The organism is Flavobacterium flevense (genome assembly GCF_900142775.1).
GTDB classification, from domain to species: Bacteria; Bacteroidota; Bacteroidia; order Flavobacteriales; family Flavobacteriaceae; genus Flavobacterium; species Flavobacterium flevense.
This window is the reverse complement of sequence record NZ_FRCC01000008.1, coordinates 143,218-159,596: the sequence shown is the minus strand read 5'-3', so window position 1 is coordinate 159,596 and position 16,379 is coordinate 143,218. Positions and strand designations below refer to the sequence as shown.

Sequence of the window (16,379 nt, the reverse complement as noted above, 5' to 3'; positions counted from 1 at the left end):
ACTTCGACAGGCTCAGTGTGACAATGGTGGAATTTCTTATTCTATTCACTACTTATACAACTGTCAGTCTGAGCTTGTCGAAGACATTGGAATGTTATAAAAACACTTCGACAGGCTCAGTGTGACAGTTGGATTACATTTTAGGAGACTTCGACAGGCTCAGTTTGAAAACAGTATGATTTCTTATACTATTCACTACTTATACAACTGTCAGTCTGAGCTTGTCGAAGACATTGGAATGTTACAAAAGCACTTCGACAAGCTCAGTGTGACAATGGTGAGATCAATACCTTTCATTATATTTGATAATCCATTCGCAGGCTTCCCGGATGGCTCCTTCAGCGGATTTATTTGTCAGCAGATAATCTGCATTTTGTCTGGCTATTTCAGTGGCATTTGCGGGTGCGAAAGACCAACCTACACTGCAAATATTAGCCAAATCATTGACATCGTCTCCTATGTATGCCATTGCTGCAAAACTGGTATTTCTATCCTTAGCAAAATATTGCAGAAAAGCATATTTGTCTTTTACTACTAAAAAAGTATATTCTATTTGGAGTTTTTGCATCCTTTGGGCAACCAGAGCTGAATTTTCAGAGGTGATTACTACTACTTCTACCTGATTCTGACGTAGTATTTCCAGTCCCATTCCGTCCCGCATGTCAAATACTTTCGTTAATTCACCTTCAGTCGAGTAGGCTACTTTTCCATCCGTAAAAACGCCATCTACATCTAAAACCAAATAATCTATCCGCTGGTGTTTTTTAGCTTTTTTAAGACGGGCAGCCAGGAGTTCTTCTACTATTTTCCAATCGGTCACCGAATCTATTTCTACTAAAGTACTTTCGCCCATGGGTACCAGACCAATCTTTCCGCTCACACGGTTTTTTGTTTCCACAAAAGCTGGTGTGGTGGTTGCATATACGGCTCCGTTTTCAATTAGCAGCCCTTCAAAATCCTGGCGTCTGGGGCGATTAAACACATCATAATTTTGCGGAGTTCCATCGGTATTCCAAGTAAAACGGTGGCTATTGACTACGGTGAGTGCCGAGTCGTATTTTTCAATCTCTATTTTATCTAAAACTGCATTGATATCTGCAGCTATAGTCATAGGCGAAGTGGCCTGCAATAAGCAAAGGATTTCAAAACTATTTTGAAGCTGTGCTGTAAATTCCAGCATCGCACTTTCGGTAGAAGCGGTATCTGTAGCATTTTCTGCTGAACGCAAAAGTGTTTTTACTTTAGATGTCCAATGGTATTCTTTATGGATGTAGTCTATAATTTCCTGATCATCTGTAAATACATATACTTCATCCAGATTTGAAAAAACAGCTTCAGTTAGTACCCACGAAAACAAAGGTCGTCCCAACATTTTCTTTTTGTTTTTCCCGGGAATTCCTTTGGATTCTTTTCGTAGTGGTATGATGGCTGTTTTTTTCATTTTTTTATTTTATCGAACTTAAAACAAATATAGTATTTTGAAGTAGCTAATTCACTTTTTTTTTACCGCAGATCACACTGATTTTCACAGATTATTTAACTTAACTCGAGATTTCAAAACTAAATAACATCTTTTAAGAAAGCAGGACTTTCTGTCTCAACTTGCCGAAGGCTATTTAGATATATTAATTTAAAAAAGATATACAGTACTTCGACGAGCTCAGTCTGACAATAGGGTAATTGTCATTTAAAAACAGAAATTGTTTCAATAAAACACACCTTTAAGAAATCAGACATCCACAATCAAGCTTATTTTAGATTGCTTTAAAAGGACAAACCTTCATCAATCCGTTTCTTAATGATTCCAGTACTTCCGGTTTGGGTAAATCAGGATAAATTACAAACAATTGTTCTAATTGTTCTTTTGTATAAACCACTTCTTGTATTTCCGGTTTATAAAAATCCAGTTGTACCGATTCCAGATAATCCTGGTACTTGATATCGTCACCAAAAACTTTATTGGAAAATTTTTGCCATACTGCCGGTATTCCATACGCATGAGCTACAATGATTCCGTGTAAGGAGGAGGAAACTATCCTTTCGCATTGTAAGAATTCAATCGTTTTAGATTCAACATCTGTAGTCATCATATCTATCAAATGGATTTCGGGATTATCCTGAAACCAATTTGACACGATTTTATAATCATTATAATGAGGTACAATCCCATACTTATATTTCTTTTCTGTTTTTGGCGCAAAATATCGCGGTAATAATAAGGCGGGATCTCCATAAATTTCAGGAACATCATAGCCTGATTCTACTAAAAATTTTCGGGTTTGCGGTCCTCTTACTGCCAAAAATGTTGCTCTTTTTATTGGATAGTCTTTACTAATAATCCCACTACCCCACACAATACACTTGTGATTTACATGGGTTAAAATACTTCCAACAGTTACATAAATGGATATAAAATAATCTAAAACAGACCACTTTTTAGGCCAGGCAAAAACCACAATTTTTCCCGATATTTTTTCTACAAGATACTTACCTAACAAGTCTCCATAATTCTCTTTAGCTTTACCTTGTATTATTTTTTCATTCCACCAAAACAGGCGGATTGTATTTGAGAATTTCATTATTTGAATGTTTTATATTTCTTTTTTTTCAATAACAAACTTTTAACAAATTTCTTCAAATTGTTTGTTTTTTCTTCTAATATTATCATCCAAGCAACTGCAAAATGAAGAAAAGTAATCTTATAGTTATTTTGAACCAATAAATTCCAAACATTTTTATCCATTTTGCTCCGCTTTTTATTTACTATCAAGCCGCTGATGTATTTATTCTTGTGTCTTTGATAAACCTCCATATCAAAAACATTATTGAAAAAATTTAAACTTCCAAAAACATCTAAGGTAATTTGAGTTCGCATACATTTAGAACATTTAGAACAATTTATTTTCCCCTTAGCTGATTTTGGATCAACGCAAACATCCAAGTAATCAAAAGCTATCTGGTATTTTGAAATTAATCTTGTTCTTTCTTCTCTTGTTTTATCCGAAAGACTAGAATAAAACCGAACAGACTCTGTACTAACCATTTGCAAAGTCAATAAATCATACAAATCTGAAATTCTACTATTAATTTCAAATTGATCAAACCTAAAAGCCGAAGCATAATAATAGGATTTGAAAAGCTTCTGTAAATTAAGAATACAAGAAATATTTCTTAAAGTATGACTTGTAATAAACCGCATTTGTAGCAATTCACTCAAATTAGTGTCAATCTTAATGACTGATTTATTTATCTCTTTTCCAAATTCTACAATTTTCCTATATTTTTCATCAAATAATTCTCGTCCAAATACACTGCCAAAATCACTATGAGAACCTGCATTCAAATAGGTCAAATGAGAAATAGCTAGCAGCCCTTTCATTTTTTCATGTTCCATTAAAGTTGCCAAAGAATCAACACCACAAGAAATTCCAGTTGCAGACTGACAATTGTCATTTGAAAGAATTAATTCACTCTCTTCTTCTGAAAAAACTTGAATCTTATTAAACTCTTTAAATGCAATGCACAAAGCTGGGATTAAATAATAATTTAATTGGTACTTCAATCTTGCAGAAATGGAGCCTTCTATGTAAATATCCTCTTTTAATTTGAAAGCTAATAACAATAATCCAACTACAAAAGCATCCGATTGCTCTGTTACTAGATGTTTTTTATATTCTATATCAAATTCATACCAAAGTGAATTGGAATAAGTATCGGTTTCGAAATCAGAAATCAGGATTATTTTATTTCCAACTTCTTTTAATTTTGGCGGATAGATTTTCATACTAAACTTTGATGATTTCTTTATACGCAATACAAACCTTTGTTTTTATAAAATCAAAGGTTAATTTAGGTGTTAACACTTCCTCATTAAATTTCAACCCTTTGCTAAAATCTATTGTATGTAAAGCTTCTAAAATTTGATTTTTCATTTGATCTAGTTCTAGTAAAATACCATTAAACTTATCTGTGATTACTTCTGCCGTAGCCCCTCCCGGATTAGACTGTAACGGAATACAACCTGCTACTATGGCTTCAAGTAGTGTATTAGGAATACCGTCTGATTCACTATAACCAATGTAAAATTTAGCAGCTCCCATTAAAGCCAAAACTTCTTGATGATTAATTCGTTCTTTGATTAGAATATCAAGACCATCATATAAAAATAACTCTTCTTTTATATGTGTAACAACTTCATTATCTGCTCCAAAAACAACCACTTGATAGTTTAATAAATCTTTTTTTATTAAAGCTAATATATTCAATACTTCTATACATTTCCCATGCTTTCCTTGATATCCTTTAACCAAAATTATTTTTCTATTTTCAAAAGGAATAGCATTCAATTTGAACATTTTTACATCATAACCACCACCTCCAGGGAAAACGCCTAGAAAACTTCCCTGAAACCCGTGTTGTTTGGCTATTTCATAATCTCTATTGCAATCTGTAAACAGATAATCAATTAAAGGTAGTACTTGTTCAATAACTTTTTTCCCATTTATATTTTCTCTTCTTGCATATAAATCACTTCCCCATGAAGAATAAATCCATTTGACTTTCTTATATCTTTTCATCACCTCAACAATGGGTTTACAAGATATATGCAAAGCAAAACTATGCACTACATCAGGTTTGATTTCGTTAAGATACTCTTCAAATACTTTAGCGGTATTCCTTTCATTTATACTTTGAATCCAATGATAAATTTTAGGAATTTTGGATTTAACAAAAATACGTCCCGGATAATTCCATCTCAATTTCCATGCAGTTTTTTGTTTTACCCAATGGATTCGTTCTACTGGCGTACTCATTCCGGTAATATCAAACCAGTAGACTTCATGACCGGAGCCCTGAAGTTGGCTTGTCCATCTAAAGAAATGAAGTGATGGCATAGAAACCATTAGTATTTTCATATATAGCTGCTAATTGTTGTTTTTTGATAAAATAGTTCTAAATAAATTTTCTAAAACCCCACTGGAACTAAAGCCTGAACAATAATACTTTTGTACCTTCCTTTCAGGATTGAAAATACATTTTGAATTGAATAATATTTTTTTGACGATTAAAACTATAGTCATAGGGATTATTTCTGTACTGCTTGATAATAGTTTCTAATAACAGATTATTGACTGTATCCATATCATAAACAGGCTGATATTTTTTTCCTACTATTATTTTTAATTGGTTTTTTACTTTTTCCACTCCTGACACGGCTGTTATTTCTAAGTAGATTAACTCATCCCTAAAATTAGCCATTTGGGCTAGCACCGCATTGACTTCGAGTACTGTGGCTTTCAATTGCAACACATAATCTACTTTAGTAAGTATTTCATAATCGCTCAAAAGGGCTATTTTACCCCAATCCTGATTTTGATTCACTACAGTTCTTTTTGTGCTTTGCGTTTGCAACATATAGACGTGATTAATACGTTCTAAAAGCGAGTGAAAAGGATGTGTACTTTGCTTGCTTCGATACACTTTAGGATGCCATTGGTGTTTGAGCAGAATTTCCTTGTCATAAAAAATTACTTTTAAGCCTGCATTTTTCATACGGATATGAACATCAGTATCCTCAGCTCCCCAACCATGATAAAACTCATCATATCCTCGTAATTCTTTTAACTTTACGGTAGGAAATAAAGTCGTTCCTGTAACCTCTTCATTTCCTTTAAAGGCAATTTGATACGAATTAAAATCCTTATTTAAAAAAGACTCTTGTTGCGATAAAAAACCATACTGAAAATAATGTACTGTATCTGGTTTTGCCAATTCAGTAGCTTTTTTAATGAAGTCAGGAGCAAAAATTAAATCGATATCGCCCACAATAAAATAAGGTGTGGTTGTTTGTTGCAAAGCCATATTGATAGCACGACATTTGTGCCAAAGCTGCCCCTGAACCGGACATTCGATATACTGAATTTGAGGATACTCCTGTACTAATTGTACTAATTGCAATTGATAGGCTGTATCCGAACCATAATCTACCAAAAACACTACGAAATTATTATTCGTTTGTTGCTGCAACGATTGGAGGCAGTTTTTGACGATTCGTAAATCGCGATTGCGATTGGTTAAGACTAGGGTTATCATTTATGTTAAAATTGGATTTACAATACTATTCCTTGCAATTACTAAAATAGTCATATCATTTTTTTCTATTAATTTATAAAAATTATCTTTAAAATCGATTTCATCTTGATTTAGATAAAAAACTAATTCATTGTCAATATAATCTTTATAAATTTCTTTACCTACCCTATTAATAATCACAGAAGGAATCCCCATCATTTTAGCTTCTATTAAACAACCTGAAAACGCAGTAACATGAAGATGTGTTGTAGTCAAAACCTCTGGAAGTGGACATTCCTTTGAGTCATGAATACTATATGATGAGCGTTTAACTCCTTTTGAATCCAAGTATTCTTCAATATCCCTTTTATCAAACTCATTTCTGGGATGCAATCTAATTTTCCAATGTTTAGGAGAATTAATAATTAATGCTATTATAATATCACTTAACATTTGTGTAAGAGGCATTAATTGTAAACTATATAACACTATCTTTTTTTCTTCAACAAGATCTTTGTTTTTTTGCTTCCAATATTCCAAATAGGGTTGCCCAACTATTTTTGAAATAACATTTGAAGTTTTCTGAGCCCATTTATCAATATTTATCTTTGAATTTTCATCCCATGTCCAATATTCAGTTGGCATTATACCATAGCCTCTATCAGGAATTTTTGTCCATGAAGAAAAAACCATATGCACATTTGTTTGGGGACCATGCTGGAAATCAATAGTCCTTATTTTTAACTTATTCGCTGTAAAAACAGCTGCATATAAATTATCCCAAGCATAATAACCCGGAAAAATAATTTTTTCAGGTTTAACCTTAGAAAACATTCTGGTATAAAAAACATCTAACGTCTTAATCTTTTTAGTCCATCGTATCATATCATTTTCTGATATACTCAATGATTGAACATTAGGAATCTCTTTACTTAATAGCTCTAAAAAAACATTATAATCCTCTAAATAAACATCAAGATTCTTTTTTTTAAATCTATCTTTAAGCTTCTGTATCATCGTAAAATCTTTAAGCTTTTGTACTAAAGAAATAATTGCTTTTTGATTAAAATTGACATCATAAACTTTTTGATGCTCTACCATATATACCAAGTCTTGTAAATTATGAGAATCCACCATTGAATCAAAAAAACGATTAAAATAATATTCTTTATGTTTCACCCGATGAATATGTGAACCAAAAAAAATTACTTTTTTAGGCATTAATCTAAAGAAAAAAAGTTCATTTTTAAAAAAACAAATAATTAAACTAAAAACAAGTTGAACTTTTTTTAATACATAAAAAGACCTTCTTTTTACAACTGAAGATTGCTCTTGGCATTTTATTTTATCTTCATCATTTAGATTTGTTAATAAAAGAAAGTATAATTTAATTCGAATATAAGGCCATATATGAATACCATTTACATTCCATTTATCAACATCAAAACTTTGTTCTAAAAACAAAATTTTTTGCTTAATGAGTAAATGTGTATTCATAGTTATTTTTGCAAGAGTTTATTAATCTCAATTTTAACTTTTAATAATTTCATTTCATAAACCATCTTTCCCATAAAATTTATTGGTAAGATCCAAAATAATGTTTTAATAAATGATAGTAGAATTTTAAAGACATTAGGATACTTTAATTGATGTAATTGATAATGTGCAATTGTTTCATTTTTATATCGATTTAAAATTCCTTCTTTATTTCGTTGAACATGATAAAAAAAGGTTTCATTAAAATCTAAAATTCCATATCCTGCTTTTAATACTCTATCTGACCATTCTTTATCTTCACTGAAAACAAGATTTTCATCAAACTTAAATTTATTCCACACTTTTTTATTTACCATGGCACAGGCTGTCATTAAACCAAAACTTAAGCCATCTTTTACCTGAAAATCATTTTCAATAGCTCTCAAATAATTAGCATACGAATTAATGTAACGTATTCCTGCTAATGATGGATTAGACTCAAATGTTTGTATTGAATTTTTAAAAAAAGAATTCCCAATGGGAACAGCATGAGCACTTAAAAGCAATACCAAATTATTTTTTGCTTTACTGATTCCTAAATTTGTTGCCTTCCCATAAGTAAAACTATCAATGTTTATAATTTTACAATTAAATCTACTTGCTACTTTAATACTGTGGTCTGTAGAATTATTATCGACTACAATAATTTCATCAATATCATGTGCGTAAACTTTATGTAAAATATTCAAAATAGATTCTAAAGATTGAACTTCATTTTTATTTCGTATAACAACTGAAATCATAAATTCATTTTAGATAGTTTCTAATTTGCTTTTTAGTCAATCCTTTCCTTTTTAAAACAAACTTATAAAAGCTTTTTATAGTAAATAATTTTTTAAACAATTTCTCTGTTATAAAATAATTGAATTTAGCTCGTTTGAGTGAGTTTAAATACTCATAACTTATTATTTTTTTATCTATCGTTTTTAAATCATTAAATTTCTCTTTCATCCAATCTTCAAGAACATTTCCCACATGAAAGGCATAATTATCATAGGTAGCTAATCGATAACCACCCATTTTTAAAACAGGTTCATCAGTGTATAAAAACTCGCTATCTCCTCCTAATTGGTATTTAGTATTTTCTTTAGGCAAAGCATCAAATACTTCTCGCTTATAAGTAACCACAAAATGAGAACAGCCTAAAACTGCTATTGTTCCGTTTTTAGCCTGCAAAGTTCCTATTACATCTTTATATTTGATATCAAGCCATGGCCAACCAATGCTGTTAGCAAACTTGGTCATGGCTTCGGGATTTTTCACGGCACGGAATTGTAATTTATCTGAAAAAAAATAGCGAAACCAGACGTTAGCTGTTAATCGAAGGTGTGTTCTGAAAACAGGTACCGGACTTACCGATCCCGCCTTTGGAAAGGCTTCAAACACTTCCATTACAGCTCGCTCCCAGCCATTATCAAAAAGCACATCGGCATCGGTAATGGTTATTAAGCGTTCCTGAGCAGTACGTAAGACTTTTAGAATGCTGTTGATTTTACCTATTGGTTCTTTTTCAATAATCAATTCGTCAATAAGTCCTTGCTGCTGTAAATCTAGTAATTTAGTATTTACGGCATCACAAGAGCCATTGCTAATTACCGATACTTTTATATGAGAAATTGCCGTTTTTTGGACAGATTTCAAACAATAATTAAAAATAACAAAGGCATCCTTATAATAATCTACCTCATGAGGAATATACAAAGGAATAATAACTCTATGATGAGATTCAGTCGTTTGTAATAAATTGTCTTTAGATGGATTTTTACCTTTTCTCATTTATACGATTCTATTCTTTTTAGTAAACACTATTTGTTTTATAAAAAAAACATATTCTTTAAATAGCATTTTATGAAGGTAGATTTTTGAAATTTTCAAAAAAAAAGCATATTGTTTCTTATTATTGATATAACATTTATTTAACCGATAATACAACTCTTCTAATTCTATGATTGAAAAAAAATTACTCTTTTTACTTACTAAGTAACAATAAAATTCAAATCTAGCCTGCAATTTTAATTGATTATTTAAAATACTTCCTGAAATACTCAATTTAGAAATACGAACATAAACAACAGCCGTATTTACTGAAAAAATGACAGTAAAATTTGAAAATTCTAAAACAGCTAAAACATCTGAATACCAAGCTAAAGGAAAGTTTTTAAATCTAATTTTTACAACTTGTGATTTTCTAAAAACATATTCACTCAAAGAACTTCTGGTCTTATCAAATAAAAACTGAACGGCTTTTTCAATTTTAGGGTGTTCATAGATTTTAGAAGTTACTTTTCCTTTTCCGCCTATTTTTTGAGAAGCAAAACGAATTACATTAATCCCTTTTTGTTCTACTTCTTCTATATTATTATAAAATTCTTCTACAATATTAACTTCTAATACATCATCGTCTCCTAAGATCATTAACCATTCTTCATTAGCTGTCATTTTAATACAGCGTTCCCATTGTTGAGTTAATGAAATTGTTCCTAAATTACTTTTAAAACGATGGTAAACAAAATTAAATTTATCATTGTATTTTTCTAATAATGTAAATGGATTTTCCGGGCTGGCATCATCTCCAATATAAACTTTAAATCGTTTATTTGTTTGGTTAGCCAAAGACTTCAAAGTGGCTTCAAAAAAAGATAGTTTATAATATGGGATGACTACAGCTAACATTTATTAAAAAGTATTCTTAAAAATTTTAAATGAAATTTAGATATTGTTTTAATACCAATTAAACGCACCCAATATCTCATAATAACTTTTCTATCAATATGACCTAGTGAAAAAGTAATAAATTTAGAACCATTCTTAAATTCCAAACCTCTTATATTTTCTGAATGATTATTTAATTGAAAAGGTAAAATTTCAGAGTATAAATCATGTATTTTCACTGCTGATTGACACCATGAAGCATTAAGTACTCCTTTTGAAAAGTGTTCAATTAAAATTTCTTTATTAACAACTATTCTGTACCCCTGTTTCTTATAGCCAAAAGACAAATTCAAATCATAATTATGAAATCCTTTTAATGAATCTGAAAATCGCATTTTATCTATTCTACGTGCAGCCATAAAAACACCATCTACAACAACTACTTCCTCAATATTATTTTCGTTCCATCCTTGTTGCAAATGCTTTACTTTTCCAAATTTAAAATGCTGAATTATATTAATAATTTTAAATTGTTCAGGACAATCCCACCAAGCTGACGGCATTTTAGTTTTTAACTTTGCCCCAGCAATACCAATAAGTCCTATTTTGTTATCTTGTTCAAAAACTGACCTTACAACTTCTCCCCAACCAACCGTATGAAAAAGAATATCATCATGAATAAAACACCAATAATCACCAGTGCTTTTTTCAATACCCAAATTATAGGCTTCAAAAATAGAATATTTATTTTCAGAGTTATCGATAATAATTAATTCATAGATATAACCAATTGTATTTTCAATATTAGTAATAAACACTTCATTGATTACTTTCTTTCTTGAACAAATAATTACTGATATCATTTGCATTAAGGCTTTTTAAATATTTTTTTAATTTTAACTTTAAGATTTTTTATTAATTTATATTTTTTAAAAAAAACATCTATCACAGTCATTAACAGCATATATCCTCGAAAATAATATCCGATTCTAACTAATAAAAAAGCTTTTTCGTAAGTTAAATAATTTCTTTTTGTGAATCTATTTTTTCTTTTAATTCTACTGAAATTTTGAATGTTTTGTCTTTTCAAATACTTCATTAAAAGCTTTCTTACTTTATAATCTATTTCAATTATAGTCAATCTGTTTTCAGTTTGTTTTGCCCTTGCAATAACACTTGCAGAATGAAATCTAAAACTATTTAAGGTCTCACTAACAAATGCTACTTTTTTATTTGCGATTAGTTTAAAATAAAATATCCAATCACCACAATACTTAAATTCTGGTTCTAAATCAAAATGCTTATTAATATCAATTGCTTCTTTTTTTATAAGCACAGCGCTAGCATTCGGTATAACATTTTTATAAATAAGAAAGTCCTCTATAAATGCAGAACCATCCATTACAAAATCATTCAAAAATAAAATTCCTTTATCTAATTTTCGTGTATGATCTAACCAACTCCCTTTAATTTCATTACATTCATTTACCCGATTTGATTGACAATAAGACAAAACAACATCCTTATTATCAAACAATGACTTAGAAACTTTTTCCAAAAAATTCAACTCACAAAAATCATCCGATTCAGCAATCCAAATTAAATCACCTTTTGCTAATAGAATTCCTTTTTGCCATTGAATAAAAGTATTTCCTGCATTAATCTCGTTAAAAACACAATGGCTTACTTTAGGATGATTAACATACTCCGAAAGAACATCACGACTATTATCAGTACTACAATCGTCTAATAAAATTACTTCAAAATTGGAGTAACTTTGATTAAAAACACTTTCTAAACGTTGTTTTAAAAAACGTTCGTGATTGTAATTGGGAACTATAACTGAAATTAAAGGTGTTTTAGAAATCATTAAAAAATCTTTTTAGCTTCTTTTTTATTATATAAAAAGGAAAAATAATTAAGTGACCAATCTTATAAGTATTAGACCTCTTCCATTCTAAAACTAAGTCACTTTTGATTTTTTTTTCACATCTGTTTTCTATCCTTTTAGCAATCTGAATCCCATTAAAAAAAGAATCATCCACGCCAAAACCATTTATTTCAGAAGCTATTACGACATTATAAACTGGTAAAATTGAATTATCATTAATACTATTCTCATCTCCTGTATAAATTTTAAATTTATCAATACTTTCAAAAGATCCAATAAAAGAATTTAAATTAAAGGAATTTTGACAATAATAATTTGTAAATTGAAAAAATTGGTCTACTAATGCTTTAAAATCTTGAAAATATAGTTCTTTCACATGGAATGGATTTTTCTGTCCTGCCAAATCTGAATAATATTTTTTATCCGGAGAGGACATTATTAAAATGCCATCATGTTTTAAAACTCTTTTTATTTCTAATAGCATTTCTTCATGCTTATCATGATGTTCAATAGTTTCAAAACTAACTACAACATCTATAGAGTTTGATTCAACAGGAATATTATCAGCACTCCCAACAAAAAATTTTAAATTATTTTTTGAATATTTTTTTATTGAATTTTCAATCGTTTCAACATCTATGTCAACTCCAATAACTTCTAAAGCCTTTTCTGATAAAATATAAGAGCCATAACCCTCACCAGATGCTATATCTAACACTACTTTTCCTGAGACAAAATCATTAGCAATAGCATATCTATGCAAATGTTCTACCGTCACCTCAGAAAAATCATAAAACTCCAGTCTTTCTCCAGTTGATATTTTCATCATAAATTTATCTAAAAAATTGATTATTTTTTTTTTAAATAACCATTTACATTGAAAGTTGCATTTATACCAAACATATCACACCACTTTCTATCTACAAAAAACTCGGGATGATTAGGTAAAAATTCTCTTAAAGCTTTTAAAGGTCCTCCTTTATAATCTTTCTCTAAACCTAATTCATTTATTATTCCATCTTCAACAATAAAATAAGAGTCTTTACTAACTACATTATGAAATTTATTTAAAATACCTATAGAATCTTGGTAAAAATGAGATGCGTCTTCAATTACCAATATATTATTAAACCCTTTGGTGAGTTCCAAATCATAATCTAGCCAACCTTTTGTAAAAAATTCAATTCTATTATGCTCTCTAACTTTAGCATCTACCATATCAACTATATCTATTGTATGAATTACCCCTTTACCATTCATATCTAATAAATCAGCAATATATAATGCTCCTCCACCAATATTTGTCCCAATTTCAATAACTAAATCTGGTTTTACTTCATTAATTATCATTTGATATATTACATAATCAAAAGGACACCTTATTGCTTTAATTCCTTTATATGTAACTTCATGATGTCCTCTATAAATAGAATCAATTGAAAATTGAACTTGTTCTTCTTTAATAATTCTATTTTTTTTAAACATTTTTTAAATTTTGTTTTTTGAATCCCATTTCATTAACGGTCTTATTATTCCTGGTAAATTACCAACATATTCCCCACGTGTAGGGCTAATTATTTGATCATCTATCATATTAAATGCGATACAATCTCTTTCATGGAAATGTACTTGGAATGGATTATGGGTAACTATAGCAACTCCTACCAAAATCACACCTTCTGCTAATAAATTTTCTGGAATCCAAACAGTTGTTTCATACTTACCACAACTTTTCAAATCATAATAATTACTTGTATTATTTTCATGAGAGTCGAAAATGTTAATACCATTTCTATCGTAAAAATTAAAAGCTACATGTATTTTATTTCCTTCTTTAATTACTTCATAACTCACACTTATCCCAACAAATTCAGTGATTTTAAAATTATTTTTAATCTCATATTGCAAATTATGAGCTTTAACATCATATATCCTAACTAAATCATTACCAATATATTGATCAACCCAACTCTTATATGAAGTAGTTTGATATTCACATTTCAAATAATTATCAATAACCTTTGAAGTGATATCATAATCAATTATTCTACCATTTTTTAAAAGTATAGATTTACTACATAATCTCATAATTGAGTCCATATTATGACTCACAAACAACACCGTCCTTCCTTCACCTTTAGAAATATCCTGCATTTTCCCTATCGCTTTTTTCTGGAATTCGGCATCTCCTACAGCTAAAACCTCATCAATCACTAAAATTTCAGGTTCCAGAAATGCCGCTACTGCAAAAGCTAGTCGAACGGTCATTCCGCTACTGTAACGCTTAACAGGTGTGTCAATATAACGCTGGCAGCCGGAGAAATCGATAATTTCGTCCAGTTTAGCCGTTATTTCTTTTTTGGTCATACCAAGGATTGCACCATTGAGGTACACGTTTTCACGTCCTGTGAGTTCGCCATTAAAGCCGGTTCCTACTTCTAATAAAGAGGCAATCCTGCCTCTGGATTTAATCGTTCCTGTTGTGGGTGCGGTAACCTTAGAGAGGATTTTCAATAACGTTGATTTTCCTGCTCCGTTTTTTCCAATAATGCCCAAAACTTCTCCACGCTCGACTTCAAAACTAATATCCTGCAATGCCCATACATAATCACTTTCGCCTTTGGTCGAACGATCATTGGTATCTCCTATTTTTAAATACGGATCTTCTTTCCCACGGATACGATGCCACCAACGATTGATATCGTGCTTTAAAGTGCCCGTCCCAACAGTACCCAAACGGTATTGCTTGGAAATATTTTCAGCTTTTAAAATTATATCTTTCATTTATTTAGTATGAGATGTCGGTTGTTCAACATTTCTCAAATTTCTTTTATTAACCCTTCCTGAAATACGTTATCCAATTTCTTTCTTACCCTTACCCTAAAGGGGAAAGAAATTTATCAGATGATTATTAATCCTGTACGTTATCATTTTCGGCTTCCTTTAGGGCTGGGGAAAAACGAAAATTTATTTTTCTTACCCCTCCCTAAATACGTTATCCAATTTCTTTCTTACCCCTGCCCCTAAAGGGGAAAGAAATTTATCAGATGATTATTAACCCTGTACGTTATCATTTTCGGCTCCCTTTAGGGCTGGGGAAAACGAAAATTATTTCCTTCCAACTTCCCTCTTCTAACTTCTAACTTCCCTCTTCTAACTTCTAACTTCCCACTTCCCACTACACTGTATCTATAAAATTTCTCTCTGTTCGATTAAAAATAAGCAATCCTGTGAAAAATAACAAAATGATGAGTATAAAGGTATATAACAATCCTTTGATCGAAATTTTTCCCACATCCAGCAACAAATACCGGGTGGTTTCAATAATATAGGCTAGAGGGTTGTATTCTACTAACCATGCATATTCCGGCATTTTTTGCTGGATTAATGCCATGGGATATACTACGGCAGAAAGATACATCAGCAACTGGACACCAAATCCTATCAGGTAGCTAAAATCACGGTATTTAGTCACTAATGACGAAATAATCATTCCTAAAGCTAAGCCCAGCACTCCCATCATAACTATTAAAAAAGGAAAAAACAAAACCAGAGAATTAATATGAACAGCTGCTCCGTTATAATAAAAATAAAGATAGAAAACGACGAATATAAAAAACTGGATTCCGAATTTTAAAAGATTAGAAACCACTACAGAAAGTGGTACAATTAATCTCGGGAAATAGACTTTGCCAAAAATACCGGCATTAGATGCAAAGGTATTGGACGTTCCATTAAGACAGGCCGTGAAATAATTCCAAACCGTAATTCCGGCCAGATTAAATAAAAAAGGCGGTACCGTTCCTGTTTCGATTCCTGCTACGGTATTAAAAATAATAGTGAATGTAATGGACGTAAACAAAGGCTGAATGAGATACCAAAGTGGTCCTAAAACGGTTTGTTTATAAACAGTAACTACATCTCTCTTTACAAAAAGAAACAGTAAATCCCGATATTGCCAGACTTCTTTAAGATTGAGCGAAAAGAATTTATTTTTTGGTGTAATTTCAAACAACCAATTTTCGTTGTTATTATCCGTAAGATTCATGTATGCTATTTATCTTTTCTTTTAAGGTAAATATACTAACAAGCGATTTGTTTCTCCAAATATAACCGACTACTTGCATAAAAAAGGGCTTAAAAAAGCAGTTCCCACAGAAAATTCTTGTTTGTTGTAAACTACTAGTTGTCATTTACTTTTAACTCCTATCCTATTTCTGAAATGAGT

Annotated in this window: 15 protein-coding genes; all 15 read right to left on the bottom strand. The window is 30.6% G+C overall.

Going from position 1 to position 16,379, the window contains the following annotated elements:
• Nucleotides 1–283: 283 nt before the first annotated feature.
• The 15 genes from BUB89_RS13955 to BUB89_RS13885 all read right to left on the bottom strand — a co-directional run bounded on the left by BUB89_RS13955 (nucleotide 284) and on the right by BUB89_RS13885 (nucleotide 16,199).
• Nucleotides 284–1,441, bottom strand: coding sequence for an acylneuraminate cytidylyltransferase (locus tag BUB89_RS13955; protein ID WP_073246061.1), 1,158 nt, complete (start codon nucleotides 1,439–1,441; stop codon nucleotides 284–286).
• Between the two features lie 313 nt (nucleotides 1,442–1,754).
• The gene (locus BUB89_RS13950) at nucleotides 1,755–2,579 is read right to left on the bottom strand and encodes a polysaccharide pyruvyl transferase family protein (protein WP_073246060.1); all 825 of its coding nucleotides are present in this window, start codon (nucleotides 2,577–2,579) and stop codon (nucleotides 1,755–1,757) included.
• A complete protein-coding gene (locus BUB89_RS13945) occupies nucleotides 2,579–3,784 on the bottom strand; it encodes a hypothetical protein (protein ID WP_073246058.1) in 1,206 nt (401 codons plus the stop codon). The genes BUB89_RS13950 and BUB89_RS13945 overlap by 1 nt, the downstream gene beginning before the upstream one ends.
• Before the next feature lies 1 nt (nucleotide 3,785).
• A complete protein-coding gene (locus BUB89_RS13940) occupies nucleotides 3,786–4,916 on the bottom strand; it encodes a glycosyltransferase (RefSeq protein ID WP_073246056.1) in 1,131 nt (376 codons plus the stop codon).
• 103 nt (nucleotides 4,917–5,019) lie between these two features.
• Nucleotides 5,020–6,093 (bottom strand): glycosyltransferase family 2 protein, encoded by a 1,074-nt coding sequence (locus BUB89_RS13935; protein ID WP_073246054.1) that lies wholly within the window; start codon nucleotides 6,091–6,093, stop codon nucleotides 5,020–5,022.
• Complete coding sequence (locus BUB89_RS13930) at nucleotides 6,094–7,569, bottom strand: hypothetical protein (protein WP_073246052.1); 1,476 nt, start codon at nucleotides 7,567–7,569, stop codon at nucleotides 6,094–6,096.
• 2 nt (nucleotides 7,570–7,571) lie between these two features.
• Nucleotides 7,572–8,351: a glycosyltransferase family 2 protein gene (locus BUB89_RS13925; RefSeq protein ID WP_073246050.1), complete on the bottom strand. Its 780-nt coding sequence runs from the start codon at nucleotides 8,349–8,351 to the stop codon at nucleotides 7,572–7,574.
• Nucleotides 8,352–8,355: 4 nt separating this feature from the next.
• Complete coding sequence (locus BUB89_RS13920; RefSeq protein ID WP_073246048.1) at nucleotides 8,356–9,384, bottom strand: glycosyltransferase family A protein; 1,029 nt, start codon at nucleotides 9,382–9,384, stop codon at nucleotides 8,356–8,358.
• On the bottom strand, nucleotides 9,385–10,281 hold the full coding sequence (locus BUB89_RS13915; RefSeq protein ID WP_073246046.1) for a glycosyltransferase family 2 protein: 897 nt from the start codon (nucleotides 10,279–10,281) through the stop codon (nucleotides 9,385–9,387).
• Nucleotides 10,275–11,123, bottom strand: a complete 849-nt coding sequence (locus BUB89_RS13910; RefSeq protein ID WP_159434580.1) for a glycosyltransferase — start codon at nucleotides 11,121–11,123, stop codon at nucleotides 10,275–10,277. Before BUB89_RS13910 ends, BUB89_RS13915 begins: the two co-directional genes overlap by 7 nt.
• A gap of 5 nt (nucleotides 11,124–11,128) precedes the next feature.
• Nucleotides 11,129–12,130 carry a glycosyltransferase gene (locus BUB89_RS13905; RefSeq protein ID WP_073246042.1) on the bottom strand — a complete coding sequence of 334 codons (1,002 nt, stop codon included), beginning with the start codon at nucleotides 12,128–12,130 and terminating at the stop codon, nucleotides 11,129–11,131.
• Nucleotides 12,120–12,980, bottom strand: coding sequence for a class I SAM-dependent methyltransferase (locus BUB89_RS13900; RefSeq protein ID WP_083552804.1), 861 nt, complete (start codon nucleotides 12,978–12,980; stop codon nucleotides 12,120–12,122). Before BUB89_RS13900 ends, BUB89_RS13905 begins: the two co-directional genes overlap by 11 nt.
• Nucleotides 12,981–13,000: 20 nt before the next feature.
• Complete coding sequence (locus BUB89_RS13895; RefSeq protein ID WP_073246038.1) at nucleotides 13,001–13,636, bottom strand: CmcI family methyltransferase; 636 nt, start codon at nucleotides 13,634–13,636, stop codon at nucleotides 13,001–13,003.
• 3 nt (nucleotides 13,637–13,639) lie between these two features.
• On the bottom strand, nucleotides 13,640–14,935 hold the full coding sequence (locus BUB89_RS13890) for an ABC transporter ATP-binding protein (protein WP_073246036.1): 1,296 nt from the start codon (nucleotides 14,933–14,935) through the stop codon (nucleotides 13,640–13,642).
• A gap of 394 nt (nucleotides 14,936–15,329) precedes the next feature.
• Nucleotides 15,330–16,199: an ABC transporter permease gene (locus BUB89_RS13885; RefSeq protein ID WP_073246034.1), complete on the bottom strand. Its 870-nt coding sequence runs from the start codon at nucleotides 16,197–16,199 to the stop codon at nucleotides 15,330–15,332.
• Nucleotides 16,200–16,379 lie beyond the last annotated feature (180 nt).

What these genes read in the sequence shown, in the direction of transcription:
- BUB89_RS13930 (WP_073246052.1), bottom strand. Translation starts at nt 7,569, where the DNA reads ATGAATACACATTTACTCATTAAGCAAAAAATTTTGTTTTTAGAACAA.
- BUB89_RS13940 (WP_073246056.1), bottom strand. Translation starts at nt 4,916, where the DNA reads ATGAAAATACTAATGGTTTCTATGCCATCACTTCATTTCTTTAGATGG.
- BUB89_RS13950 (WP_073246060.1), bottom strand. Translation starts at nt 2,579, where the DNA reads ATGAAATTCTCAAATACAATCCGCCTGTTTTGGTGGAATGAAAAAATA.
- BUB89_RS13890 (WP_073246036.1), bottom strand. Translation starts at nt 14,935, where the DNA reads ATGAAAGATATAATTTTAAAAGCTGAAAATATTTCCAAGCAATACCGT.
- BUB89_RS13955 (WP_073246061.1), bottom strand. Translation starts at nt 1,441, where the DNA reads ATGAAAAAAACAGCCATCATACCACTACGAAAAGAATCCAAAGGAATT.
- BUB89_RS13915 (WP_073246046.1), bottom strand. Translation starts at nt 10,281, where the DNA reads ATGTTAGCTGTAGTCATCCCATATTATAAACTATCTTTTTTTGAAGCC.
- BUB89_RS13905 (WP_073246042.1), bottom strand. Translation starts at nt 12,130, where the DNA reads ATGATTTCTAAAACACCTTTAATTTCAGTTATAGTTCCCAATTACAAT.
- BUB89_RS13885 (WP_073246034.1), bottom strand. Translation starts at nt 16,199, where the DNA reads ATGAATCTTACGGATAATAACAACGAAAATTGGTTGTTTGAAATTACA.
- BUB89_RS13900 (WP_083552804.1), bottom strand. Translation starts at nt 12,980, where the DNA reads ATGATGAAAATATCAACTGGAGAAAGACTGGAGTTTTATGATTTTTCT.
- BUB89_RS13910 (WP_159434580.1), bottom strand. Translation starts at nt 11,123, where the DNA reads ATGATATCAGTAATTATTTGTTCAAGAAAGAAAGTAATCAATGAAGTG.
- BUB89_RS13925 (WP_073246050.1), bottom strand. Translation starts at nt 8,351, where the DNA reads ATGATTTCAGTTGTTATACGAAATAAAAATGAAGTTCAATCTTTAGAA.
- BUB89_RS13945 (WP_073246058.1), bottom strand. Translation starts at nt 3,784, where the DNA reads ATGAAAATCTATCCGCCAAAATTAAAAGAAGTTGGAAATAAAATAATC.
- BUB89_RS13895 (WP_073246038.1), bottom strand. Translation starts at nt 13,636, where the DNA reads ATGTTTAAAAAAAATAGAATTATTAAAGAAGAACAAGTTCAATTTTCA.
- BUB89_RS13935 (WP_073246054.1), bottom strand. Translation starts at nt 6,093, where the DNA reads ATGATAACCCTAGTCTTAACCAATCGCAATCGCGATTTACGAATCGTC.
- BUB89_RS13920 (WP_073246048.1), bottom strand. Translation starts at nt 9,384, where the DNA reads ATGAGAAAAGGTAAAAATCCATCTAAAGACAATTTATTACAAACGACT.